The sequence below is a fragment of the Peptoniphilus sp. KCTC 25270 genome, from assembly GCF_021012875.1.
Classification (GTDB): Bacteria; Bacillota; Clostridia; order Tissierellales; family Peptoniphilaceae; genus JAJMZJ01.
This window is the reverse complement of sequence record NZ_JAJMZJ010000001.1, coordinates 754,027-778,250: the sequence shown is the minus strand read 5'-3', so window position 1 is coordinate 778,250 and position 24,224 is coordinate 754,027. Positions and strand designations below refer to the sequence as shown.

The 24,224-nt window shown below is 37.7% G+C and carries 19 protein-coding genes, 11 tRNA genes and 1 rRNA gene; 28 read left to right on the top strand and 3 right to left on the bottom strand.

All coding sequences use genetic code 11. The features are described from left to right. The first annotated feature begins 110 nt into the window (after positions 1-110). From rrf to LQU94_RS03780, 12 genes are all read left to right on the top strand, one after another. Positions 111-227, top strand: a 5S ribosomal RNA gene (gene rrf, locus LQU94_RS03835). A gap of 57 nt (positions 228-284) precedes the next feature. After that, positions 285-359, top strand: a tRNA-Asn gene (locus LQU94_RS03830). A gap of 5 nt (positions 360-364) precedes the next feature. Next, positions 365-452, top strand: a tRNA-Leu gene (locus tag LQU94_RS03825). Positions 453-489: 37 nt separating this feature from the next. Then, a tRNA-Met gene (locus tag LQU94_RS03820) sits at positions 490-566 on the top strand. A gap of 140 nt (positions 567-706) precedes the next feature. Then, positions 707-783, top strand: a tRNA-Met gene (locus tag LQU94_RS03815). 3 nt (positions 784-786) lie between these two features. Beyond that, positions 787-861 (top strand) — tRNA-Glu (locus LQU94_RS03810). Positions 862-871: 10 nt separating this feature from the next. Further along, positions 872-947, top strand: a tRNA-Val gene (locus LQU94_RS03805). 16 nt (positions 948-963) lie between these two features. Further along, a tRNA-Asp gene (locus LQU94_RS03800) sits at positions 964-1,040 on the top strand. Between the two features lie 13 nt (positions 1,041-1,053). Further along, positions 1,054-1,129 (top strand) — tRNA-Thr (locus LQU94_RS03795). A 49-nt stretch (positions 1,130-1,178) separates the two neighbouring features. Further along, positions 1,179-1,264: transfer RNA gene (locus tag LQU94_RS03790), tRNA-Tyr, on the top strand. 6 nt (positions 1,265-1,270) lie between these two features. Then, positions 1,271-1,345, top strand: a tRNA-Gly gene (locus LQU94_RS03785). A gap of 3 nt (positions 1,346-1,348) precedes the next feature. Next, positions 1,349-1,425, top strand: a tRNA-Arg gene (locus LQU94_RS03780). A gap of 175 nt (positions 1,426-1,600) precedes the next feature. Here LQU94_RS03780 and LQU94_RS03775 read toward each other — a convergent pair. Together LQU94_RS03775 and LQU94_RS03770 are read right to left on the bottom strand one after the other, a co-directional pair. Beyond that, on the bottom strand, positions 1,601-2,287 hold the full coding sequence (locus LQU94_RS03775; protein WP_230696341.1) for an XRE family transcriptional regulator: 687 nt from the start codon (positions 2,285-2,287) through the stop codon (positions 1,601-1,603). A 363-nt stretch (positions 2,288-2,650) separates the two neighbouring features. Further along, positions 2,651-3,166, bottom strand: coding sequence for a hypothetical protein (locus LQU94_RS03770; RefSeq protein WP_230696340.1), 516 nt, complete (start codon positions 3,164-3,166; stop codon positions 2,651-2,653). A gap of 270 nt (positions 3,167-3,436) precedes the next feature. Here LQU94_RS03770 and alr point away from each other — a divergent pair, with 270 nt between their 5' ends. From alr to ppsA, 12 genes are all read left to right on the top strand, one after another. Beyond that, positions 3,437-4,564 (top strand): alanine racemase, encoded by a 1,128-nt coding sequence (gene alr / locus LQU94_RS03765; RefSeq protein ID WP_230696339.1) that lies wholly within the window; start codon positions 3,437-3,439, stop codon positions 4,562-4,564. 273 nt (positions 4,565-4,837) lie between these two features. Beyond that, entirely contained in the window at positions 4,838-5,131 is a 294-nt protein-coding gene (locus LQU94_RS03760) for a hypothetical protein (RefSeq protein ID WP_230696338.1), read from the top strand. Positions 5,132-5,225: 94 nt separating this feature from the next. Further along, positions 5,226-5,483: a hypothetical protein gene (locus LQU94_RS03755; RefSeq protein ID WP_230696337.1), complete on the top strand. Its 258-nt coding sequence runs from the start codon at positions 5,226-5,228 to the stop codon at positions 5,481-5,483. A 268-nt stretch (positions 5,484-5,751) separates the two neighbouring features. Beyond that, positions 5,752-6,222: a Cys-tRNA(Pro) deacylase gene (gene ybaK, locus LQU94_RS03750; protein ID WP_230696336.1), complete on the top strand. Its 471-nt coding sequence runs from the start codon at positions 5,752-5,754 to the stop codon at positions 6,220-6,222. A gap of 3 nt (positions 6,223-6,225) precedes the next feature. Beyond that, positions 6,226-7,905 (top strand): phospho-sugar mutase, encoded by a 1,680-nt coding sequence (locus tag LQU94_RS03745; protein ID WP_230696335.1) that lies wholly within the window; start codon positions 6,226-6,228, stop codon positions 7,903-7,905. Between the two features lie 9 nt (positions 7,906-7,914). Then, positions 7,915-8,823 (top strand): PfkB family carbohydrate kinase, encoded by a 909-nt coding sequence (locus tag LQU94_RS03740; protein ID WP_230696334.1) that lies wholly within the window; start codon positions 7,915-7,917, stop codon positions 8,821-8,823. A gap of 1 nt (position 8,824) precedes the next feature. Then, the gene (locus tag LQU94_RS03735; protein WP_230696333.1) at positions 8,825-9,373 is read left to right on the top strand and encodes an isochorismatase family protein; all 549 of its coding nucleotides are present in this window, start codon (positions 8,825-8,827) and stop codon (positions 9,371-9,373) included. Positions 9,374-9,382: 9 nt separating this feature from the next. Next, positions 9,383-10,453 (top strand): metallophosphoesterase, encoded by a 1,071-nt coding sequence (locus LQU94_RS03730; protein ID WP_230696332.1) that lies wholly within the window; start codon positions 9,383-9,385, stop codon positions 10,451-10,453. Then, a complete protein-coding gene (locus LQU94_RS03725) occupies positions 10,450-12,300 on the top strand; it encodes an ATP-binding protein (RefSeq protein ID WP_230696331.1) in 1,851 nt (616 codons plus the stop codon). The genes LQU94_RS03730 and LQU94_RS03725 overlap by 4 nt, the downstream gene beginning before the upstream one ends. A gap of 16 nt (positions 12,301-12,316) precedes the next feature. Then, a complete protein-coding gene (locus LQU94_RS03720) occupies positions 12,317-13,048 on the top strand; it encodes a metallophosphoesterase (protein ID WP_230696330.1) in 732 nt (243 codons plus the stop codon). Next, on the top strand, positions 13,026-13,574 hold the full coding sequence (locus LQU94_RS03715; RefSeq protein WP_230696329.1) for a class IV adenylate cyclase: 549 nt from the start codon (positions 13,026-13,028) through the stop codon (positions 13,572-13,574). The genes LQU94_RS03720 and LQU94_RS03715 overlap by 23 nt, the downstream gene beginning before the upstream one ends. A 47-nt stretch (positions 13,575-13,621) precedes the next feature. Continuing rightward, entirely contained in the window at positions 13,622-16,003 is a 2,382-nt protein-coding gene (gene ppsA / locus LQU94_RS03710; protein WP_230696328.1) for a phosphoenolpyruvate synthase, read from the top strand. 41 nt (positions 16,004-16,044) lie between these two features. Here the strand turns inward: ppsA and LQU94_RS03705 are convergent, their stop codons facing one another. Next, positions 16,045-16,650, bottom strand: a complete 606-nt coding sequence (locus tag LQU94_RS03705; RefSeq protein ID WP_230696327.1) for an NAD(P)-dependent oxidoreductase — start codon at positions 16,648-16,650, stop codon at positions 16,045-16,047. Positions 16,651-17,293: 643 nt separating this feature from the next. On the opposite strand from LQU94_RS03705, the gene LQU94_RS03700 reads away from it, so the two are divergent. The 4 genes from LQU94_RS03700 to ligA all read left to right on the top strand — a co-directional run bounded on the left by LQU94_RS03700 (position 17,294) and on the right by ligA (position 24,223). Continuing rightward, positions 17,294-19,234: an S-layer homology domain-containing protein gene (locus tag LQU94_RS03700; protein ID WP_230696326.1), complete on the top strand. Its 1,941-nt coding sequence runs from the start codon at positions 17,294-17,296 to the stop codon at positions 19,232-19,234. A gap of 103 nt (positions 19,235-19,337) precedes the next feature. Beyond that, positions 19,338-20,033, top strand: coding sequence for a ThiF family adenylyltransferase (locus LQU94_RS03695; RefSeq protein WP_230696325.1), 696 nt, complete (start codon positions 19,338-19,340; stop codon positions 20,031-20,033). A 13-nt stretch (positions 20,034-20,046) separates the two neighbouring features. After that, positions 20,047-22,260 carry an ATP-dependent helicase gene (locus LQU94_RS03690; protein WP_230696324.1) on the top strand — a complete coding sequence of 738 codons (2,214 nt, stop codon included), beginning with the start codon at positions 20,047-20,049 and terminating at the stop codon, positions 22,258-22,260. Between the two features lie 4 nt (positions 22,261-22,264). Then, entirely contained in the window at positions 22,265-24,223 is a 1,959-nt protein-coding gene (ligA, locus tag LQU94_RS03685) for an NAD-dependent DNA ligase LigA (RefSeq protein ID WP_230696323.1), read from the top strand. Position 24,224 lies beyond the last annotated feature (1 nt).

Below are 24,224 nucleotides of genomic sequence, written 5' to 3'. Positions count from 1 at the left end.
GTTGATAGGTCTGAGGTGGAAGTGTAGCAATACATGGAGCTGACAGATACTAATCGGTCGAAGACTTGACCAAAGAAGATGTGGTTGATTGTGTATGAAGATTTAAGGAGTCCGGTGACCATAGCAAGAGGGACACACCTGTTCCCATGCCGAACACAGAAGTTAAGCCTCTTAACGCCGATGGTACTTGGTTGGCAACGACCTGGGAGAGTAGGAAATCGCCGGGCAGGGGAGGAGCAAAGCCTCCCCTGATTCATTTAATAAAGAAGTGAACCAGAAGCTGTTCTTAGGTAGCTCAATGGTGGAGCAACCGGCTGTTAACCGGTAGGTTGTGGGTTCGAGTCCCACCCTGAGAGCCAGAAATGCCGGGGTGGCGGAACTGGCAGACGCACAGGACTTAAAATCCTGCGGTGGTTAACACCGTACCGGTTCGATTCCGGTCCTCGGCACCATAACGTAGGTGTATGTCCATCAGTGTGGAACAGATAACGCGGGATGGAGCAGTTTGGTAGCTCGTCGGGCTCATAACCCGAAGGTCGTAGGTTCAAATCCTGCTCCCGCTACCATATTTTTATGTTATTTTTTTATTCACATGACGGTGTAGCTCAGTTGGCACCCTTCCAGCAAAATTCTAAATCAATCAAAGATTTATAGAATTATCCTGTTGGGCACAAGGACCAACATAGCGAAACGTACAAACAAATATGGCGGTGTAGCTCAGTTGGCTAGAGCATACGGTTCATACCCGTAGTGTCAGCAGTTCAAATCTGTTCACCGCTACCATAAGGCCCCATGGTCAAGCGGTCAAGACACCGCCCTTTCACGGCGGTAACCCGGGTTCGATTCCCGGTGGGGTCACCAAAAATTTTATGGGCGCATAGCTCAGTTGGGAGAGCATCTGCCTTACAAGCAGGGGGTCATAGGTTCGAGCCCTATTGCGCCCACCATAAAATTCAACTACCTGGCCTGGTAGTTCAGTTGGTTAGAATGCCAGCCTGTCACGCTGGAGGTCGTCGGTTCGAGCCCGATCCAGGTCGCCATTATTATTAACATGCTGGTGTAGCTCAATTGGTAGAGCAACTGACTTGTAATCAGTAGGTTAGGGGTTCAAGTCCTCCCACCAGCTCCAAGAGTATAGACGTGTCGCTTGATGCGTCTGTGCTAAAACTTCAAAATGAGGAGGAGTTCCCGAGTTGGCCAAAGGGGACGGACTGTAAATCCGTTAGCACTGCTTTCAGTGGTTCGAATCCACTCTCCTCCACCAAAATATGCGGAAGTGGCTCAGTGGTAGAGCATCGCCTTGCCAAGGCGAGGGTCGCGAGTTCGAATCTCGTCTTCCGCTCCATATGTACCACTAGCTCAGCTGGATAGAGCGTTTGGCTACGGACCAAAAGGTCAGGGGTTCGAATCCTCTGTGGTACACCAAAGAAAAGACTGGAGAAATCCAGTCTTTTCAACATTTATAGAGTTTTTAATTTTTGATTATTTTAGGGTCAGTGTACCCATCTTAATGGTATTTCTGTTGAAATGAGAAAGTACAGCAATAAAAAAATGTTAAGAAAAGAGATAGAACCCCCTATCTCTTTTTTTGTTGAATACTTTAACCTTCTATTGAGTTTTGTAAATGTGTGAAATAGGGATTTTTCCTTCTTAACTCAACAAAGCGTCCTAGGACTTCAAAATGTCGAGAATCCTCTTTTGTGATAATTATATCTTCGTATTCTGAGTTTTCTGCCTTTAATACAATGCTATTATCCCGCGGGTTTTTCCAGACATATCTTAACATAGCGTCGCCATTTTCCATTCGAACGGCGCAGATTTCTTTATCAATGAAAGAAGTAGTTTTTTGTAGCAGAATGGTATCCCCATCAAAGAACAAAGGATACATAGAGTTACCAGAGGCAATTAGACCGAAATATTTTCGATCCCCTTGAAGCCAGTTTCCAGGAATTTCTTCTTTGTAAGTATCATCATCTTCAGCCGTGCTTTGGATGGATTCTGCGGAGATATTGGATTGAATGGTTTCATATACTTTAATCCAAGTGGAAGAATAAATATCGTCCTTAGTCATTAAATCTTCAGGTTTTACACCTAAAATTTTAGCATATGCTTGAATATATTTTTTTCGAGGTTGCGAAGTGCCGTCTAAGTGTCTACTTACAGCCGCTTTAGAAATAGAAAAGGGATCTTCCTTAAGCTTTCCTAATTTCACAATCTCATCTGCGATGTAAGTTTGGCTAAACCCTTTTCTTTCCATTAAATGGGATACTATTTTGTAATCAAACATTCTGAAGCTCCTTCCAAAAAATAGTTTTGCGATTCAATTACTACATCTATTATAACAAAAAAGATAAGAAATGTAACTAAATGTAACTAAATGTAAAAATATGAATTAAAGAATGGGCATTGGGCTTTGTTTTTTAGAAAATTTTATTTGGTTTCAGTGAGAATATAAGGGGAGAATCAAAACTTTTTTCTTCGAGTTGATTTTTTCAAAGTGGGTGCACCAAAAAAGCACCTCATAACTTTTTGTTGTGGGGTGCTTTTAGGCAAAATGTAATTTCTAGGTTTAATGGTTATTTTACGGAACATTTCTTTGCTTCGATTATCAAAATCTCTATACTTTTCCGTAGATGGAATAAGTGGAATTTTAGTCAAAAAATTCTGTTTCGGTATATTTGTCCAATTTTACATCGTATTCCACAAAGTATTCCTTATCGTCTTTTATATACGAATAGGAAATTTTTTTGATTTCCGTGTTTTCTTTATAATTGGATTCAAAGTTTGCAGAGGTTTCTCCTGGAAGAACTGTGTCGACGGAAATGAAATAAGTGGTTTCATTTTTTGAAGGTAAGGTTCCATCTAAACTAAAGCCTTTTACTGGATAGGGGGAGTTATTTACATAAGTAGCAACGCCGTATACTTCCCCTATAGAATCAGCCTCTAGCGTTTCTATTTGATAGGGCAATTCATCGATAGATACTTCTGGAATGTCCTTATTCTCTTTTGATTTGTTTGTATTTTCATTTTCAGAAAGTGCCATTTCAGAATGGTTATTCAACGATTCGGTATTTGTCTGTGTGTTGGAATTGTTGGTATTTTCTCCGTTACAACCGACCAATAACGTGGTACCTAAGAGGAGATAGAGTAAAGTTTTCTTTTTCATAAATTTCCTCCTAAAAATCTTTTTCGTTCTGTGGGGCCTGCAATATAGGCGAGAAGAATTCCCGTCTTTTATAAGTAAGACCATTTTATCATAAAGAATCTTCTTTGTTAAAAGAAATGAATGTAGGAATTTGTATGGGTCGTAAAATGAAAAGCATAGTATATATTTTACGAAAAATACGGGGTTGTCTGTTAATTCTTGGATTTGCTTTCTATTTTTGATTTCTTCACAAAACCTGTTATAATAGTAAAAACAATTAGGAGGGATACTATGGATCAAATGAGACCGATATATATGGAAATTGATTTAGAGCAATATCGTAAGAATTTAGAAATAGTTCGTAGCAATTTGGCGGATGATGTTGATTTTATGATGGTTCTAAAGGATGATGCCTATGGAGCTGGGGCGGTTGCTTTGGCAAAAGTTGGCATTGATGAGGGGGTTAAAAAGTTTGCGGTTTCTAATATGATAGAGGCTTTGGAACTTAGGGACGCCTATCCTGAAATTGAAATTTTGGTTTTGGGATATATTGGGGATGTTATGATTCCTGTAGCGATTAAAAATTCTATTCAACTGGCCGTTTGGAGTGAAGAGATGGCGAAGAAAATTTCTGAGGAAGCCAAGGCACAAGGAAAAATAGAAGAGATTCATATTAAATTGGATACGGGTCTTTCTCGTTTAGGATTTTTGCCAACAGAAGAATCTATGAGGGAAGTAGAGCGAATTTCTAAGATGGATTCTTTGAAAATTTTAGGCGTATTTAGTCAATTTGGTAGAACGGAAACCGATGACGATGAATACAGCCAAATGCAATTAAAGACAATTGTGGATTTTACCGATGGATTAAAAGCTTTGAATGTAGATTATGGTTTAAGGCATATTTGCGATAGCGCTGGAATTGTTAAATTTCCTGAGGCACATTTGGATATGGTTCGTTGTGGCGCTTTGACGTTGGGGACCATGACAGGAAAAGATATTGTCCCTGACTCTGAAAATTATAATACTTTGCCAATTACTTCCTTGAAATCCGAGGTGGCAAGGGTTGTAGATTTGCCTTCAGGAACAGGAATTGGCTACGATGGATGCTATACTTTAGATCATGATGCAAGAATTATCACGGTTCCCGTTGGCTATGGAGATGGGCTTCCTACTTCTTTGTCAGGTGTGATGGAAGTTTTGATTCAGGGAAAACGGGCGAAACAAGTAGGCGAAATTTGCATGGATATGTTAATGTTTGATGGAACAGGGATTGACTGTAAACAAGGGGATGAAGTGGTTCTTCTTGGAAAGCAGGGAGAGGACGAAATTTCCATTTGGGATTGGGCGGAGATTACGCCTTCTAGTGCAACATTTTTGCATTCTATGTTACGAGATCGAATTCCTCATAGATACAAATAAAAAGTTCTAAAATTCCATTGGGAGTAAAGCTTAATGGGATTTTTGTGTACAAAATTGTTTTTATTGATTAAAATTAAATGCCGATAATACAATATATTAATGACATATTATATTAATACTTTTTAGTATCTCTGTCAAACGAATATATGTGTTGTCAATCCGACCCCACCATGCTATTGGAAAACAAAAAAATGATAAAAACATTGACAAAATTCTATGAATATTGTATATTAAATGCGTAAAAAGTCGAATATTCTAGTTAAGAGGGGTTTTATGAGAAGGTTTGTTACTTTGTTGCTTTCGTTGTCGTTAGTAGTGGGAACGTTTTCGACTGCTTTTGCTGCTTCGCCTCAAGAAAATAGAGTGGAACGGATTGGATATGAAGAAATAGAGAGAGAACTCCGAAAGGAAGGCGCCAGTCATGAAACAATAGAAAAATTAATACACAAGTTAAAAGTTGGAGAAACATGGGATTCTATGAATCCTCAGTACAACTATATCAAACCACAGATTGTAACGGAAACGTATCAAAAACCATTTATCCTGATGGGGCAATGTTTATCTTAGAAATTAATCCTATTGAAAGCCAAGGTTCAATCGCTCCAACGGCTATTGTAGTAAAAAAGGATATGAGGTTGTTTTAAAGGGTTTTTCTGTTACGATGGCTTTTAAAGTAGATGTTAGAAGAGATACTACAAGGAGAAAAGCCATTATTGATAGACAGTATGGGAAAGAATTAAGAGTGCTTATAGGGAGTGCTACTGAAGACACTTACGGTTTTGTTGAAGGCTGGCAAACAGCCACTAATGCTTGGTATGCTGTGTACTACAAGGCTCCTGGAGACCTCGGAACCAAAAGATTTTGGGTAAAGACTCATGCAAATGCGGATAAGATTTGGGGAGAAGCGAGCAAACTCTAGTTTTGGAAAGGAGAAGTTCTATGGATCCAGTGGTAGCAGGAATTATATATGCAATTATAATGGGTTTAATATCCATATTGGTGATTATTTTACTTGTTCTGCTCATTAAATTAATATGGAAAAAATTAAAGGATTAGAAAAAACCATCGCTTTCTGCGGTGGTTTTTTTAAGAGAATTTTTCAATTATGAAGAGGTCTTCTTTTTCCGTTTATTCTTCTTATTTATAGAGTATAATTAATTATAGAATGTTTTTTTGGAGGAGATTTTATGAAGAAATCCAATGCGATTCGGTTGTTAGAAGCCCATAAGATTTTATATGATACAGTGGAATATGACGCCAATATGGAAGTGGATGGAGTAGAGATTGCGAAACAATCAAACCTTCCTTTAGAGAGTGTCTACAAAACTCTAGTAGCCGTAGGAAAATCTGGAAATCATTTTGTTTTCGTTATTCCTGTTGCTCAAGAGCTAGATTTGAAAAAAGCAGCAAAGGCAGTAGGAGAAAAAAGCGTTCAAATGATTCATCAAAAAGAATTGTTGGGATTGACGGGATATATTCGTGGCGGGGTTTCTCCTGTAGGAATGAAAAAACTTTTCCCTACGATTTTTCAGCAAGAGGCAGAAGAATTAGAATGGATTTATGTAAGTGGAGGGCAAAAGGGCCTACAGATGAAACTTTCTCCAAAGGATTTAATAGAAATGATTCATGGAAGATATTTTGATGTAATAAAGGAGTAAGCGATGATAGCAGAAAAAAATTTTAAGGAATGGATGTCCTACGAGAATTTAACGGAAGAGGAAAGAAAGGCTTTGGAAGGATTAAGCGAGGAAGAGAGAGAAGAACATTTTTATCAAGAGCTCTCCTTCGGAACAGCTGGACTCCGTGGTATGCTAGGAGTTGGGACAAACCGAATGAACGAGAGAGTGATTGCCAGAGCTACCCTTGGTTTGGCCAATACAATAGCTTCCCATGGGCAAGAAGCCATGGATAAAGGAGTGGCCATTGCGTGGGATGTTCGCATTAAAAGTTATGAATTTATGAAAATTGCAGCAGCGGTGCTGGCTTCTCAAGGAATTCAAGTTCATATTTTTGAAGGAATTCGCCCTACGCCCATGTTGTCCTATGCGGTTCGTGATCTAGGAACACAGGCAGGAATTGTTATTACAGCGAGCCACAATCCCCAAGCCTACAACGGTTATAAAGTGTATTGGGAAGAGGGTTCTCAAATATTAGATGATATTGCCGATGAAATCTCTAAGGAAATCAATGCTTTATCCTATGAAAAAATGGATTTTGGATCTTTTGAAGAATTCAAAAAACAAGGAAAAATCCATGTGATTGAAAAGGAGTTGGAAGACCGTTATTATGAGAAAACGGTAGGAATGTCTGTAGAAGAAGATGTAGATAAAAATATTTCGGTTGTTTATACGCCATTAAATGGAACGGGAAACGAACCCGTTCGAAAAGTTTTGGAAATGGAGGGATTTACCAATATCCATGTGGTACCAGAGCAAGAAAATCCCGATGGGACTTTCAAAACGGTAGGATACCCAAATCCAGAAGATGTAAAGGCCTTTGACTATGCTTTAGAAGATGCCAAAGAGTTGGATGCGGATTTGATTTTGGCAACGGATCCAGATTGTGATCGTGTTGCAATTATGGGCCGTGTAGAAAAGGGAAATTATTACGCTTTTAATGGAAACCAAATTGGCGCGTTGATGATTTATTACATTTTGTCCCGCCGTCATGCCAAAGGAGATTTGCCTGAAAATGGAGCCATGGTAAAGAGTATTGTAACGGGAGAATTGGGAACCGCAATTGGAAAAAGTTATGATGTGGAAATGTTTAGCACTTTGACGGGATTCAAAAACATTTGCTCTTTGCCAAACCGTTGGGATGAGACAAAGGAATATGAATTTATTTTCGGCTATGAAGAATCCATTGGTTACACTTATGGAGATCACGTTCGGGATAAAGACGCTGTTGTGTCTTCTATGATTCTTATAGAGATGGCTGCCTATTATAAAAAACAAGGAAAGAGCGTTTATGATGTAATGGAAGAAATCTACGAAAAATATGGATTCTACAAAGAAAGATTGTTGTCTGTGGTAAAAGAAGGAATGGACGGACAAAAACAAATCGAAGAGATTATGATTTCTTTACGGGAAGAACCCATTGTTGAGGTAGATGGATTGAAGGTAGTAAAGACCTTAGATTATTTAGAGAAACAAGGAGATGTTGGAACCAGTAACGTATTGGAATATCATTTAGAAGATGGAAGCCGTTTCTCCATTCGTCCATCTGGGACCGAACCGAAAATTAAGTTGTATATTTATTCTATAGACAAAGTGGAAGAGGAAGCGGACAAAAAATTGGAAAAAATTGAAGCTGTGGCAACGGAGCGATTCAATAGAAAATAGGAGTGAGCCATGTTATTGGTAGTGGATATAAATCCGTATTTGGAACGAAAATTTTCGGGAAGTGATTTTCGAAAAGGAAAAACTTCCTATGGAAACAAAGTGGAAATAGAAGCGGCAGGTATTGGTGTAGAAATGGCAGAAAGAGCCAGTGCCTTAAATGAAGATATAGCTCTTTTGTCTTTTCTCGGGGGAAGCAACGGGGACGTTTTTGGGAAGAAATTAATGAGTAGCAATATTCGTCTTTTCCACGAGAACTTACGAGATGAAACCCAAGAAGCGATTACCTTGTTGGAAAAAAATAAAACAACAAAAATATTTTCAAAGGAACCTCGTTTAACTAGGGAGGACGTTACGGATTTCTATGATTTGTATCGTAGAAAAGTTGCGAGTTTTGACGGAATTTTACTTTCTCCCAATTCTCGGGTGGAAACACCAGAAAATATGGAAAATGCGTTGATTCATTTTGCTAGAAACATGGGCGTGCCTGTTTTTGTTAAAATGAATAAGGAAAATCAAGTTTCTGTTTTGGAAGCGAAACCCTATGGAATTGTCTTGGGGCGAGAGGAACTCAATGAAATCTTAGGACGTCCCGTAACTTTTATTGGGGAAGTAGCAGAGGCCTTGCGAGAGATTTTTGGTCTAGAAATTCCTTATGTTATTGTAACAGGAAGCAAAAAAGGAGCTTTATTATTCCATAAGGGAGAACTTTTTATGGCCAAGTTCCAAGACAACCAAGAGATGGATTTGGACGCAAATCTAGTTTTAGTAGGAATGGGAATGGCAGTGAAACGAAAATATAGCCCAGAAATGCTGTTGCAGCTGTCAGTAGCAACGGGAAATCGAGAAGATTTAGGCGGAGATTTTGCCGATTTGAAAGGTCGGTTTAATCAAATGAAAGTGGAGCGACTGGAGGTTTAAGATGAAACATTATTTGAAGCGAGAAGAAACTTTATTTTTACAAATTGATATACAAGATTCTTTGGCAGGAGCGATGTGTGATACAGAAGGCGTACTAAAAAATGCCAATATATTAGCAGAATCTGCAGAAGTTATGGGGATTGAAACCATTTTTACCACTCAATATAAAAAAGGGTTGGGTGAATTTAATGAAATGATTCGTACGGCCGTTTCCAAAGGATACGACCTGGATAAGAAATCTTTTTCTTGTATGTTAAACGAAGAATTCCGAAATCTTTTGGAAGAACTTTCCCCAAAATCCATTGTAGTAACAGGAATCGAAGCTCATATTTGTGTTCTACTTACGGTGCGAGATCTATTGAAAGAAGGATATGAGGTATATGTAGCAGCAGATGCCGTTTCTTCAAGAAATCCAAGCCATGCTTTGTATGCTTTAGAGGAAATGCGAGAAATGGGCGCTGTGATTCGACCAACGGAAAGTATTTTGTTTGATTTGAATTCTGTTTCCGGAACGGATGAATTCAAGCAAATCCAAAAATTGATTAAATAAGATGGAATAATGGAAAAGAAAATTACATTTATACACGGGGCAGATTTTCATTTGGGCCGATCTTTTCCTTATGATTCCTTAGAGAAACGAGAAGAAGGGAGGAAAGATCGCTTCCAAACCTTCCAAAATATGGTAGAAGATTGCCAACGGAGACAAGTGGATTTCTTGTTTCTTGTTGGTGATATTTTCGAACAAGAACTTTTTCAAAGAAAAGACGGATACAGAATCTTAGATGCTCTGAGAAGTTTAAGGAAGACCATGGTATTCTTTTTGTTGGGCAATCATGATTATAAGTTGGAAAATTTCTTGGAAGAAAATGCCCCTGAGAACGTCTACATCTTTCCCTCTGGAGAATTTCATACCATTGAAATTCCCGAGTACAATGTATCGATTATGGGAGAAAGTTGGGGAAGGGAAACCTTTCAGAAGAAATTGAGCATTCTTTCTACGGATGTAAGAGAAAAGGGACGAAATATCTTACTTCATCACGGAATGTGGGGCGGAGATTCCTATTTTCCCTTAGACATTCCCTTAGATCTTCATAAAAAATTTTCCTATATTGGCTTTGGCCATATTCATAAACCGATGGAAATATTGGAAAATGCTTATATGGTAGGGACGCCAGAAATATTGGATTATGGAGATAAAGGCCATCGAGGCTGGATTTATGGAGAGATAGACGAATCTTTAAGGGTAGAATTTATTCCAGCAAGCGGGAAGAGAATCGAAGAAAAGCAATGGAAAATATGGAAAGAATCTGGCTTCCAAGAAATTCAAGAGGGAATGAAATCTTTAGGGTTTTCCAAAGAAGGAATTTATGAATTGACTTGGACGGGAGAATATCCTGAAAGAGGAATCCTAGAAGGAATCCAGGAACATTGGACTCAATCTGGCTATACCATTCGATTTTTAGAAAATTTAGGTTGGAAACGAGATTATGAGGGGATTTATCGTCAATACAAAGACACTCTCTTAGGGAGATATTTAGAAGAAATTTCTCGCCTTTCTATTGAAGACAAAATGAAGCAGGAAATGATAGATGTAGGAATTGAAGCTTTTCTCAAAGGAGAAAGACGATGATTGAGAGAATCGAGATTTATGGATTTGGAAAATTTCAAAACACCATCTTGGAATTTTCTCCAGGGTTCAATGGGATTTATGGGGAGAATGAAGCGGGAAAATCGACCCTGTTTCAGTTTATTGTAGCCATGTTTTATGGCTTTTCTAAGGACAGCAAATTCAAAAAAATCTACAATGAAAATTGGGATTCCTATCGCCCTTTAGAGACGTCTCAATATGGAGGAACGTTGGATTTTTCCTGGAGAGGCAGAAGCTATCGATTGGAAAGAAATTTTCTCAAGGATCAGGAATCTTGCAAAGTTTGGGATTTGGAAACAAAAGAAATCTGGAAGAAGACAGAAGGTTTTTATACCTATTCCCGCATCCCTCAACCAGGAGCGTTGTTTTTCCAATTATCCCAAGAGGAGTTTTTACAATATTTTGCCTTGCAAGATTTGAAAAATCTTTCTTCCACGGAGAATATTGAAAAGGAAATTCTAAAAGGAGATTCCTTTTTGCAAACGGGCGCATTGGAATTGTCTTTAGAAGAGGCTTTTTCTTATTTAGGAGAAGAAGAGAAAAAAATTGGAACAATGAAAGCTTTGAAAACGCCATTGGGTCGCTTAGAGAAAGAAATTCAAACGTTAGAGAGAGCCGCCATAGGGAGTCAAGGTTTAGAAGAAAAATATTTATATTTCTTAGATCGCCAAGGAAAGCTTGAAAAAGAGCGAGAAGAAGTAAAATTTGACGAGGGACATGGACGAGAAAGAGAAGAAAGCAAGGAAAGGGCTTCTTATATTTATGACGAAATGAATCGTTGTATGGAAGGAAAAGCCATTTTAATGGACCTGGACCGGAGAATCGATGAAAACAATGAAAAAATGGACGACATGGAAAATCGATATCCATGGATCGGGAGAGGAGAAGAAATTTCTCAAAATTCTTTGCTTTTTTTAATCGGTGCAATTCTTGGGTTTTTAGGTGGAATAGGAAATTTTTTCGTTATGGAAAGCTTTTTAGGGGCAATGATTTTTTTCGGTTTTGGAATATTGTTCTTAGGAATTTTTTTATGGAAACAAAAACGAGAAAAAGAAGGAAAGCTAGTTCAAAAACAGTATATGGCTCTATTCCACTTACAAGATCAGCTTTTATATGAGAGAGAAGAAAAAGTTAAGGAATTACAGATTCCCGATTCTGCCAAGTCCATAGAGGAAAAAATGAAAGAATTGAAAAAAGAAATGGATACTTTGGGAAAAAATCAATCCTCTGGAGATCTTTGGGAGAAAAGTCCTGAAAGAGAAATAGAAATCCAAATGGCACAGCTGGATATAGAATTAAAACATTTGGAAAAAGAGCGTATAGAAGAGGGAGAACGGCAAATTCGATTAAAAGAAGCAAAGAAAGAACGAGAGGCTTTATTGTTTCGAAAAGAAGCCATAGAAAAATCCAGAAATCTTTTAGCAAGTCTTTCCAGTGAAAAAACGCAAGACGCGCGCTCTCAGTTTTATGGAAAAATAAATGATTCCATGGAATGGTTCACCAAAGGACGTTACAAAAATATACGAAAAGGAGACGAGGGATTTTATTTAACCGACAGCCTCCACGGAAAGAATCTACACCAAAGTCAATTGAGTACATCGACCTTGGAACTTTTGCTATTTTCCATTCGTTTGTCTATGATGGACGCGAAGGGCAATGAAGAGGTGCCTATTTTATTGGAAGACGCTTTTGTTCATATGGACGAAGAGAGAAGCAAACAACTGCTCATTACCATGAGAGACTTTCCAAGGCAAGTTTTGTGGTTTACTTCCAATAGAGGATGGATGGAATCTTTCGAGTTAAAAAATATAAACAAAATTCAATTGTAGTAAGGGGGGGATGCCAATGATATGGGCAATCGGAGATTTGCATTTGGACCATACCGGCCAAAAGCCAATGGATATATTTGGTGGAAATTGGGCCAATCATGAAGAAAGAATCTTTACATTTTGGAAAGAAAATATAAAAGAAGAAGACACCGTTTTAATAGTAGGGGATATTTCTTGGGCTCTACGTTTGGAAGATTCTGTTCCAGATTTGGAACGAATTCATCATATGCCAGGGACAAAACTTTTGATCAAAGGAAATCATGATTATTGGTGGAGTTCTCTTGCGAAATTAAATAATTTGGATTTGCATTCTCTTCATTATATTTTTAATACAGGCCGCGTAATAAATGGAGTAGGATATTGTGGAACAAGAGGATGGTCTGATATCGATTCAAACTCTTTTGATGAACAAGACGAAAAAATATATAAACGGGAAATGGACCGCTTGAATCGAAGTATCGATGCCATGGAAGAATTAGGAAAAGAAAATCCCATTCATACAAGAATTGCTATGATTCATTACCCGCCCTTTTCCTCTAAAGGGGAGCCGAACGATTTTGCAAAAATTCTTTCCGAGCGAGGAATCGACCTTTGTATTTATGGTCATTTGCATGCTTACGGTCACAAATATATTGTGGAAGGAGAGTTTGATGGAGTAAGATATCAATGCGTTTCTAGCGATTACATTGATTTTCAACCAGTAAAATTAGAGATTGGAGGGGAAGATGGAGAAGGAATTAGAGATTAAAGTATTGAATATGGATTTGGAAGATTTAGAAAAAAGAGTCATTGCTTTGGGGGCAGAAAAAGTGTCTGTAGAAGAACAAGAAAATCTTCGAATTAATGCAAAAGAAAATCCCATAGATGAAGAGTTGGGATATTTGCGATTGCGACAAACTACGTTTGAAGACGGCTCCGTAGAAAATGAATTTACTTTCAAAGCCAAAGACAAAGGCAAAACCGTTCGAAACTATTCGGAATATACAGTTCAAGTAGATGACAAAGACACTCTATTAGAAATCTTGAAAATTATGGGATACGATCAAATTATTCCTGGTTACAAACACAGAGTTCGTTACAAATACCAAGGAGCAAAATTTGATTTTGACACATGGGACAAGGAAAGTTACCCTACTCCTTATATGGAAATTGAAGGAGAGAGCGAAGAGCAAATTGGAGAACTTATAAAAATCCTAGAAATTCCAGAAGAAAATGTATCCAAAAAGTCCATTGCAGAATTACGAAAAGAATGGAAAAAAATTGAAAATAAATAATGTAACATATATCGAATTATGCTATAATTATTTCGAGGAGGGTTGTAATGACTGAATTTAAATTTATAAAATTTTTCCACGAGATTGGAAAAGATGATGTAAACATTGTAGGCGGTAAAGGAGCCAACTTAGGAGAATTAACAAGTTTTGGGTTGGATGTTCCACCAGGATTTTGTGTAACAGCGGGAGGCTATGATGCCTTTATTGATTACGCAAACTTAGATGAAAAAGTACGTTTTATAATGGAAAGTTTAGATGTTGACGATACTGATATGTTAACAACCGCGTCAAATGATATTCGTCGTACGATCAACCAAGGAACCATTATGCCAGAATTGGAAGAAGAAGTACGTCAAGCGTATCGCGATTTTAGTGCAACCATTAATGTAAAAGATCCACAAGTTGCAGTACGTTCTTCTGCTACAGCAGAAGATTTGCCAGATGCTTCTTTTGCCGGTCAGCAAGATACATATTTGCATATTGCTGGAGAAGAAGAATTAATTGAACACGTTCGTAAATGCTGGGCTTCTCTATGGACTCCAAGAGCGATTTATTATAGAGAAAAACAACAATACGATCATTTCGATGTATCTCTATCTGTCGTTGTACAAAAAATGGTAAACTCTGAGAAATCAGGGGTAATGTTTACGGCCAATCCAATTAACAGTAGCAAAAAACAAATGATGATTAATGCAAGCTACGGTTTGGGTGAAGCGGTTGTATCTGGAATTGTAACACCAGATGAATATACCATTGAAAAAGAAACAAAAGAAATTTTAGAAAAACATATTGCCCATAAAAAACTTATGGTAGTGCAAAATGATAACGGAATTGGAACCCATGAAACAGATGTAGAATCTGTTTTAGGTGCAGAAGCCGTTGATAAAGAATGTTTAACAGAAGACGAGTTAAATACATTAATTGAAGGTGGATTGAAAATCGAATCTCTATACGGCAGCGTACAAGATATCGAATGGGGATTGGACCGTGATACAAAAGGTCTATATATTTTACAATCTCGCCCAATAACAACTCTTAAAGAAGAAGAAGAGGAAGGGGAAGAAGAAGTGGCACAAGAACCAGAAAAATTGGTACCATTGGTACGTGGATTGGCTGCATCACCTGGAATTGGACGTGGTGTTGTAAAAATGATCAAAGATATTTCTGAAATCAACTTGATTGAAGAAGGAGATATTTTGGTAACAGGAATGACAAACCCTGATATGGTACCTGCTATGCGTAAATCAGCAGGCGTTGTAACAGATGAAGGGGGACGTACTTGTCACGCTGCAATTGTAAGTCGTGAATTAGGAATCCCATGTATCGTTGGTAGTAAAGAAGCAACAAAAATCCTAAAAGACGGCCAAAGAGTTACTGTAGATGCAACTCGCGGCGTTGTTTATGAAGGAGACGTATTAAAAGATAAAGACAAAAAAGAAGATAAATCTTCTGAAAACGCAGGCGCTGGTTTAGGAATTGGCCTAGATGAATTAAAATCTTTGTTGGCACCTGTAACAGGAACAAAAATTTACATGAACCTTGGAGAACCTTCTCTAATTGAAAAATACAAACACCTTCCATTTGATGGAATTGGTTTGATGCGTACAGAATTTATTTTCACAAATAAAATCGGTGCCCATCCAATGTATTTGGTAAAAACAGGCCAAGGAGATTTGTTGATTGAAAAATTGGCAGAAGGGATTGCGGAAGTAGCTTCAGCCATTTATCCAAAACAAGTGACTGTACGTATGAGTGACTTTAGAACCAACGAATTCCGTGGATTAAAAGGTGGGGATGAAGTAGAACCACACGAAGAAAATCCAATGATCGGTTGGAGAGGGGTAAGCCGTTATATCTCTCCTGAATACGAAGAAGGATTCCGTTTGGAATGTCGTGCTATGCGTAAAGTAAGAGAAGAATTTGGGTTGAACAATGTAGTAGCGATGTTACCATTTGTTCGTACACCAGAAGAATTACGCGTAGTAAAAGGCATTATGGCAGAAGAAGGATTGGTTCAATCCAAAGAATTCAAGATTTGGATTATGGCCGAGGTTCCATCTGTTGTATTCCAAGCCGACGAGTTTGCTGAATTGGTAGACGGATTCTCTATTGGTTCCAACGACTTAACGCAATTGGTAATGGGAGCAGACCGCGATAGTGGAATCCTAAATAATATGGGATATTTCGACGAAAGAAACGAAGCGGTTAAAAATGCTATCCGTATCTTAATTCGTGCAGCAAATAAAGCAGGAAAAACCATTTCTATTTGTGGACAAGGTCCAAGCCAATACCCAGAATTTGCTGAATTCTTGGTACAAGAAGGAATCACTTCTATGTCTGTAAATCCAGATACAGTGGAATACACTCGTAGATCCATTGCAAGTGTAGAACAAAAAATGTTATTAAAACAAATTCGTGATAACAAATAAATAAAATAAAAAAAGGAGATTCCCGAAGGAGTCTCCTTTTTTTATTCATTCTCCGTATCTACATTTTTCAAATAATCTTCCAAGACAAAGGCCTCTTTATCCCAGAGGTCTTTTATTATTTTAGAAATATTCTCTTGGCCCGATCTCTCCAACGCCTCTCGAATATTTTGTAAAATAGAAATTTTTTCCTTGGAAATTTCTTTAGCAGAACCATCCAACTCCTCTAAGAGAATCTCAGAAATATCTGTGGAATTCTCTTCCATTACAATGGCCAAAGCATAGGAGGAATAATTTTTGTAGGGAAGAGGCCGAAGAGCAGAACTCCCACTTATTGTAATATAGGGAAGTTTTCTCGAATTTGCTCGCTTTTCAAAAGCGGCGTTTAGATTTCCATCTTCTGTAGCAATAATAATAAAATCATAACCCATAAAGGGAAAATCTTCTATTAATGGGACAGATTTTATCTGAAGCTTCCTCGGATTTTCTAAAGATTTCACCTTAAACTCAGGAAGGAATTCCTCCCCAATGGCGTAGAAAGTAAAATCCAAATCCCATAGGGATTCCAGTTGTTTTAAGGCAGAGGGGCCACCGCCTAAAAGAAGGGCTGTTTTGTCTTTTGTGTCGTAAGAAATTGGGAAATATCGCATAATGGACTCCTTTCCATGGTATGCCTTTATTCTAACCCTTTATGGGAAAAAATAGAAGAGAAAATATTGGAAACGAAAAAAGACGGGGAAACCGTCCTTTAAGACACTAGTTTTTCTGAAGATATTTAATTAAGGCGACACCAGCTAATAGAGCGAGAAAGCCTTTTACAATAAGAGGAACTAAATTTACGATAAAAAACATAAGATTCATCTCCTTATCATTTATTTATAAATCTATTTATAAATTTGTATCTACCCAATTTCCACTACCATTGACATATAATTTCAACCAATATCTAGCGCTAGTATTACCATTTGAACCGATAAAATTTACTGCATACCAAGTATGGTTAATAAAGTCCAAACCAATCCTATTTTAGAAATTGCTTGGAAAGAGGCGGCAAATCTCTTGGATTCTTGAGTGGTTTTACTATATCATATATAAAATAAATATTTTTTTGTTAAAATATAGGAATATATCATATGTAACAATTTATAAATAAAAATCTAGAAAATCAAATTCGAACGCATAAAGAGAACCTAGCTAGAAAAGATTGATACTGAATCGTAATATGATTAAAAAGAGTTCGGTGTTATAATAAAGATAAGTGATAACTTTTAATTTTTAGGAGGTTCTTATCTTATGAAGTATTTAATGAATAAAAAACACGTTGCCTCATTGGCCTTAGCAGGTGTTATGTTAAGTTCGCCAATTATGGTTTTTGCGAAACAATATAGTGACGTTCCAGCAAGCCACTGGGCTTATACTCACATTCAAAAGCTAGATGATTTGAAAATTGTAGAAGGATATGTAGATGGTACGTACAAACCAAATCGTCACGTATCTTATTTGGAAATCATTCAATTGTTAAAAGGTGTAATAAATCCTACAGCGGCTGAGATTCAAAAAGCGGTATCTGTAAATGGCTACATTGCCAATGAATATGGCGTACCAGAATGGGCAAAAGAAGCCGTATGTGTTGCTTTGGCAAAAGGGGTTATTACGGAAACCAATTTGAAACAAGCAGCGATTGAAGGTTTGGTAAAAAATGCACCAAAGGATAACGAGTTTCCATCTCGTGAGTTGATTACCGTTTATTACGCACGTGCTTTAGGCGTTCAACCAAGTAAGGATCTTTCTGTATTGAAATACAAAGACAAAGCAACTCTTGGGGAAACCAAAGATGCAAAAATTGGCAATCTAAATGTAGCGGAATACGTTAGTGGAATGATTCAAGCGGGAATTTTAGCCGATACTGGTAGCGACGGAAACTTTGAAGGGAAAAGACCTCTACGTCGTGCAGAAATGGCAAAAATGACCAACTTAAGCTATGATTACGTTGCGAATACACAAGCCATCGAAGGAAAAGTCATTTATATTAGTAACATTAATGGAGTAAATACCGTTGCTTTAACATTAAAAGATGGAACAAGTCGAGCTGTCGCTTTAACAGATGCTACCGTTTATACTCGTGGTGGAAAAACAGTAGAAAAATCTACCTTACAAGAAGGACAACAAGTTCGAATTAAAATCTATAAAGAAGACAAAGATGTAACCACTCATTCTGCAAAAGAAGTAGAAATTCTTTCTGTAGAAATGACAGGTACAGGTTATGTTGTATCGAAAGATAGCGAAAAAGTTTCTTTGGCTTATACAACCAAAGCAGACGTAATATTAAACGATAAAATTCCAACAGAACAATCTGGAACTTTTACATGGGCAAAAGATGCAAAAATTACTCGTTATGGGGAAACCATTAAAATTTCGGATATTGGGGTAAAAGATATACTTCAATTTACAGCGGATAATGGACAAATTACAAAAGCCAATGTAATTCCTGAAAAAGCTGAGGTTGTGGGAAGCGATGCCTTCTTAAGCTCTGCAAGTTCGGCAACCAATAGTGGAACATTGACAGCTACACTAAAAAATGGAGAAAAAGCCGTTTTTAATGTAGAAGGATACCAACAATATTTGAAAATTTGGGAAGATTTAAATGGTCTTCCAAAGGGAGCAAAAATAGATATTGCCTTAAAATATGATACTGTTGTTCTAATTCGTCTTCATGTAGAAAATGATACATTCAGTGGTATTTTTGTAGATGTTGGAAAAACAGCCAATAATGGTAGTTACATCATCGTTAAAGATTTTACAGGAAAAGAAAGACAAGTGCCTTTCGCTAAAACATCTTCTAATCCTAAATGGGGAGAAGTAGATATGAATGAAATTTATAATAAACTATCTGAGCCTAAATATAAGAACTCTTATTTGGAACTTACAACAGAAAATGGATATGTTACAGGATTACAAGTATTAGGATATAATTATCAGTCCTCTACTATGAAAATTCGTATAGTAGACAAAGTAGGACAGGATTATTGGATTCCAGCAAGCTATACAGCTTATATTAAAGACTCTACAAACCCAAGTGAAATAGGCCAAACAATCAAATTTAGTGAAAATAATAAATTAGACTTAAAAGTGGCCGAAGACTATGACTTACTGGTAAGCAAGTATCAAAAAGAAAATGGAGACACGGTTCTTTCAGGCTATATAGGCGATAAAGCAGTGACGATATTGAAGTGATGATATCCACAGAAAAATAATAACAAACGCAATAAAAATACCGGTAGATTGAATCTACTGGTATTTTTTTGTTATAATAATATATTGACGATAGGAGGGTTTTATGGAAATTTGGCAACAAAGGACCGCCATGTTACTTGGCGAAGAAAAAGTAAAAAAACTTCAAAAATTCGCTGTAATTGTTTTTGGCGTCGGTGGCGTAGGAGGCATGTGCGCAGAGGCATTGGTGCGGGCTGGTATTGGAAAAGTGGATTTGGTCGATTTTGACACCATTGATATTACCAATGTAAACCGACAAATTATCGCCCTTCAAAATAATGTAGGAGAAATAAAGGCCCAAGAGGCAAAGAAACGGTTTTTACAGATCAATCCAGATTTGGATTGCGAAATTTATCCCATTCAATATGGCAGAGAAACCATGGAACAAATTCAATGGGATAAATATGATTTTTGTGTAGATGCCATTGATCAGGTAACGAGCAAAATTTTGTTGGTAGAAGAATGTCAACGAACCAATACGCCAATGGTAGCTGCTATGGGGGCAGGAAATAAATTGCATCCAGAACTTTTGGAGGTGTCTTTCTTGTCGAAGACAAGCATTTGTCCTTTAGCAAGAACCATGCGAAAAGAAATAAAAACAAGAGGATTAAAAGATTATAAAGTGGTTTATTCGAAAGAGGTGCCACAAAAATTTGATAAAGAAAGTGGCCGAAAGCCGGCCAGTATATCTTTTGTTCCGCCGGCTTCTGGCTTGATTTTGGCTGGAGAAGTGGTACGAAGTTTATTGGAACTTGAGTGAGAAAGTAGGAATTATGGATTTATTAAAGGCATACAACGATCGACAAAGAGAGGCGATTTTGCAAACGGAGGGGCCGTTATTGGTTTTGGCCGGCGCTGGATCAGGAAAAACGAGAGTTGTTACAGGAAAGATTGCATATTTAATCGAAGAAAAGAGGGTATTTCCCTCTTCGATTTTGGCCATAACTTTTACCAATAAAGCAGCCAAAGAAATGCGAGATCGCGTAGAAGAGTTGTTGGGCATTGATGCCAGTAGCCTTTGGATTGGAACCTTCCATGCCATTTGCGTACGGATTTTGCGAATGAATATTGATCGATTTGGCTACGATTCCAATTTTACGATTTACGATCAAGGGGATCAGATGACCTTGGTTCGTGAGTGTATGAAAGAATTGCAATTGAGCAAAGAATATTACAAAGATCGTACGATATTGTCTCGTATTTCTTATTGGAAAAATGAAGCCGTCGATCCGGCAGAAGCGATTAAGATGAATTTTGGCGAATTGCTAGAGCGAAATATTGCCAACTGCTACGAATTGTATGAAAAGAAAAAGCGCTTAAACAATGCTTTGGATTTTGATGATTTGTTGATTTTAACGGTAAAATTGCTTCAAGAAAAGGAAGATATCCGCCTATATTATCAACAAAAATTCCAATATGTTTTCGTAGATGAATACCAAGATACAAACCACATTCAATATTTATTGATTCAGTTGATTGCGGGAAAAGATCCCAATTTAACAGTGGTAGGAGATAATGACCAATCCATTTACAAATGGCGGGGAGCCAATATTGAGAATATTTTGAATTTTGAAAAAGACTTTCCCAATGCGAAAGTGGTTTTATTGGAAGAAAATTATCGTTCTACCAATGAAATTTTGGGAGCGGCCAATGCTTTAATAAAAAACAATTCCAATCGCCGGGATAAAGCCTTGTGGACAGACAAAGAAAAAGGCGATTCGGTGAAATATCAAGAATACGGCCACAATATAGAAGAAGAACGCGGCGTTATTGAAAAAATGCAGCACTTAAATTATAAGGGGATTGGATACGGCGATATGGCAATTTTGTACCGGACCAATGCTCAAAGTCGTGGATTTGAAGATGCTTTAATGCGTGAAGGAATTCCCTATCGAGTGGTTGGAGGATTGCGTTTCTATGACCGAAAAGAAATAAAGGATATGCTGAGCTATCTAAAAGCCATGGCCAATCCAGAAGACGATGTTTCGTTGGAGCGAATTATTAATGTTCCTAAGCGAGGCATTGGAGATAGCAGTGTGGAAAAAATGAAAGCCTATGGGGCAGAGCATGGTATGAGTCTGTTTCAGGTGATTGATCAAATCGAAGAATTAGACGATTTACAAATGCGTTCAGAGAAAAGAATTGTAAAATTCGGGAAGTTGATGCATTTATTGCGTAGCAAAATGGAAGACCACTCTCTGAAAGAATTGGTAGAAGCGGTTATTTTTGAAAGCGAATATGGGGCAGAATTAGAAAAAGAAAAAACCATTGAGGCTCGCACTCGTTTGGAAAACATTCAAGAATTAATTAGTGTGGCGGTTCAATATGAAACAGAAAATCCTGGAGCGGATTTGTCAGAATTTTTGGCTTCTATGTCTTTGGTAACAGACAAAGCAGAGGAAGTGGATATTCATAACGCAGTCACTCTTATGACGGTACATGGGGCAAAAGGCCTAGAATTTCCAAATGTATTTGTTGTGGGCTTAGAGGAAAAATTATTTCCCACCTCTCGTGCTTATGAAGAGGAAGAGGATATGGAAGAGGAACGCCGTTTAATGTATGTTGCCATAACAAGGGCCGAGGAGCGTTTGTTCCTATCTTCTGCAAGAATGCGAACCCTTTATGGAAATACTATCCATTCTTTGCCAAGTCGATTTATCGATGAGTTAGGCACAACCTTGGAACGGGTAGAGGTACAGAAGAAAAAGGAAACGGTGACTCGAGAACGTACAACTCACGGGTATGATGTAGATGCTTCTTTGGAACGAAAAAAACGCATGGAAGAGAAGCAAGAGCGAGCCAAAACCCAAAATCAATCTTCAGGAGAAACCTTCCGTGTAGGGGATACGGTGATTCATAAAAAATGGGGCGAGGGAATGGTTGTTCAAATCAAAGATGAGGCGAGCCAAGAAGCGGTTTTATCTTTCCCGAAAAAAGGATTGAAAACTTTGAAGCTTTCTATCGCTCCGGTAAAGAAGAAGGGATGATTTTATGGATGAGATGAAAAGGATTGTAGAACAGCTCAACCAGTGGAATTATGAATACTATACCTTGGACAACCCTTCTGTAAGCGATGGAGAATACGATCGACTTTACGACAAGTTGGTAGAATGGGAAAAGGAGTCGGGGGTTATTTTAGAGGACTCTCCTACTTTGCGAGTGGGAGGAGATGTGTTAGAGGGATTTCAAAAAGTAGTTCACGAAGTGCCTTTGGCTTCTTTAGGAAAAGCCCAATCTTTTGAAGAACTGGAAAATTGGAATCAGCGAATTCTTCAATTGGAACCAGAATTTCAAAGCCATCCAGAATTTATGGTGGAGTTAAAATTTGATGGTTTAACTTTGAGTCTACTCTATGAAAAGGGAGAATTGGTTCAAGGAGCGACCCGAGGAAATGGGAAAATTGGGGAGGACATTACGCCTCAAGTAAAAACCATTGATGCTGTACCCTTAAGAATTCCCTTCCAAGGGAAATTGATTGTTCAGGGAGAGGGGTTAATGCCTTTATCTTCTCTTCGAAGATACAATGAAAAAGCGACAGAAAAATTAAAAAATGCACGAAATGGTGCGGCGGGCGCTTTGCGAAATCTCAATCCAAAGGAAACGCGCCGGCGCCATTTGACCGCTTATTTTTATCATATTTCTTTCGTCGAAGAAAAAGAATTTTCTACAGATAAAGAGATAAAAGAGTTTTTACAAGAGCAAGGGTTTCCCGTACATCCTGGGAATGCTTTGGTAACGAGTATTTCTCAAGCAGAGAAAGAAATCCAAAAAATCGAAGAACAGAGAAAAAATTTGGATATTTTAATTGATGGAGTAGTAATTAAAGTCAATGCTCTAAAATGGAGAGAAACTTTAGGTTCTACAGTGAAATTTCCTCGATGGGCCATTGCCTATAAATTTGATGCAGAAGAGGAAACTACCATCTTAAAAGACGTGGAGTGGAACGTTGGACGTACAGGGAAAATTACCCCCACAGGAATTTTAGAGCCAGTAGAAATAGGGGGAGTAACCATTGGACGTGCTACATTAAATAATATAGATGACATTCGGAGAAAAAACTTAGCCATTGGATCTCGGGTTTTGATTCGTAGAAGCAACGATGTGATTCCAGAAATTATGGGAGCGGTTGGAGAAAATATAAATACGGAAGAAATCCATGTGCCGATACATTGTCCTGCGTGTGGAACAGAGGTTGTGCAAGAAGGCGTTCATTCTTTTTGTCCCAATACGTTGAGTTGCCTTCCTCAATTGGTGCGAAGAGTCAATCATTTTTCCTCTCGAGATGCGATGAATATTGAGGGATTAAGCGAAAAAACCATTGCTTTATTAATTGAAAAAGAAAAGATTGGCTCTATGGGCGATTTGTATAAATTGACGGAAGAAGAAATTTTGTCTTTGGAAGGTTTTAAGGAAAAGAAAACAAAAAATCTTTTATTGGCGATCGAGAAAAGCAAAAAAACTACGTTGGATCGATTCATTTATGGAATTGGTATTGGGAATGTAGGAGCAAAGACGGCTGCGGATTTAGCCAATCATTTCAAAACGTTAGATGCCTTAAAACAAGCAAATTATGAAGAATTAATTTCTATTGCTGATATTGGTCCCAATACGGCGGAGGAGATTATGGAGTTTTTCCAAGATTCTGTTATTGAGGAATCTTTGAAAGAACTTTTTGATTTAGGCGTTGAAATTGAAAAAATGGAAGAAAAGAATTTGAATACAGAAAGCCCATTCTATGGTAAAGTAATAGTATTGACTGGAACACTAAGTATGCCAAGAAATGAAATGAAAAAACATTTGGAAAATTTAGGGGCGAAGGTAACGGGCTCTGTTAGTAAAAATACAGACTATGTATTGGCTGGAGCAGAAGCTGGTTCTAAGGCAAAAAAAGCCGAGGAATTGGGTGTGAAAATAATTGGAGAATCCGATGTTGCGGATTATATAAAATAGG

Coding starts and splice junctions, on each gene's coding strand:
- LQU94_RS03775 (WP_230696341.1), bottom strand. CDS start 2,287: ATGTTTGATTACAAAATAGTATCCCATTTAATGGAAAGAAAAGGGTTT.
- LQU94_RS03770 (WP_230696340.1), bottom strand. CDS start 3,166: ATGAAAAAGAAAACTTTACTCTATCTCCTCTTAGGTACCACGTTATTG.
- alr (WP_230696339.1), top strand. CDS start 3,437: ATGGATCAAATGAGACCGATATATATGGAAATTGATTTAGAGCAATAT.
- LQU94_RS03760 (WP_230696338.1), top strand. CDS start 4,838: ATGAGAAGGTTTGTTACTTTGTTGCTTTCGTTGTCGTTAGTAGTGGGA.
- LQU94_RS03755 (WP_230696337.1), top strand. CDS start 5,226: ATGGCTTTTAAAGTAGATGTTAGAAGAGATACTACAAGGAGAAAAGCC.
- ybaK (WP_230696336.1), top strand. CDS start 5,752: ATGAAGAAATCCAATGCGATTCGGTTGTTAGAAGCCCATAAGATTTTA.
- LQU94_RS03745 (WP_230696335.1), top strand. CDS start 6,226: ATGATAGCAGAAAAAAATTTTAAGGAATGGATGTCCTACGAGAATTTA.
- LQU94_RS03740 (WP_230696334.1), top strand. CDS start 7,915: ATGTTATTGGTAGTGGATATAAATCCGTATTTGGAACGAAAATTTTCG.
- LQU94_RS03735 (WP_230696333.1), top strand. CDS start 8,825: ATGAAACATTATTTGAAGCGAGAAGAAACTTTATTTTTACAAATTGAT.
- LQU94_RS03730 (WP_230696332.1), top strand. CDS start 9,383: ATGGAAAAGAAAATTACATTTATACACGGGGCAGATTTTCATTTGGGC.
- LQU94_RS03725 (WP_230696331.1), top strand. CDS start 10,450: ATGATTGAGAGAATCGAGATTTATGGATTTGGAAAATTTCAAAACACC.
- LQU94_RS03720 (WP_230696330.1), top strand. CDS start 12,317: ATGATATGGGCAATCGGAGATTTGCATTTGGACCATACCGGCCAAAAG.
- LQU94_RS03715 (WP_230696329.1), top strand. CDS start 13,026: ATGGAGAAGGAATTAGAGATTAAAGTATTGAATATGGATTTGGAAGAT.
- ppsA (WP_230696328.1), top strand. CDS start 13,622: ATGACTGAATTTAAATTTATAAAATTTTTCCACGAGATTGGAAAAGAT.
- LQU94_RS03705 (WP_230696327.1), bottom strand. CDS start 16,650: ATGCGATATTTCCCAATTTCTTACGACACAAAAGACAAAACAGCCCTT.
- LQU94_RS03700 (WP_230696326.1), top strand. CDS start 17,294: ATGAAGTATTTAATGAATAAAAAACACGTTGCCTCATTGGCCTTAGCA.
- LQU94_RS03695 (WP_230696325.1), top strand. CDS start 19,338: ATGGAAATTTGGCAACAAAGGACCGCCATGTTACTTGGCGAAGAAAAA.
- LQU94_RS03690 (WP_230696324.1), top strand. CDS start 20,047: ATGGATTTATTAAAGGCATACAACGATCGACAAAGAGAGGCGATTTTG.
- ligA (WP_230696323.1), top strand. CDS start 22,265: ATGGATGAGATGAAAAGGATTGTAGAACAGCTCAACCAGTGGAATTAT.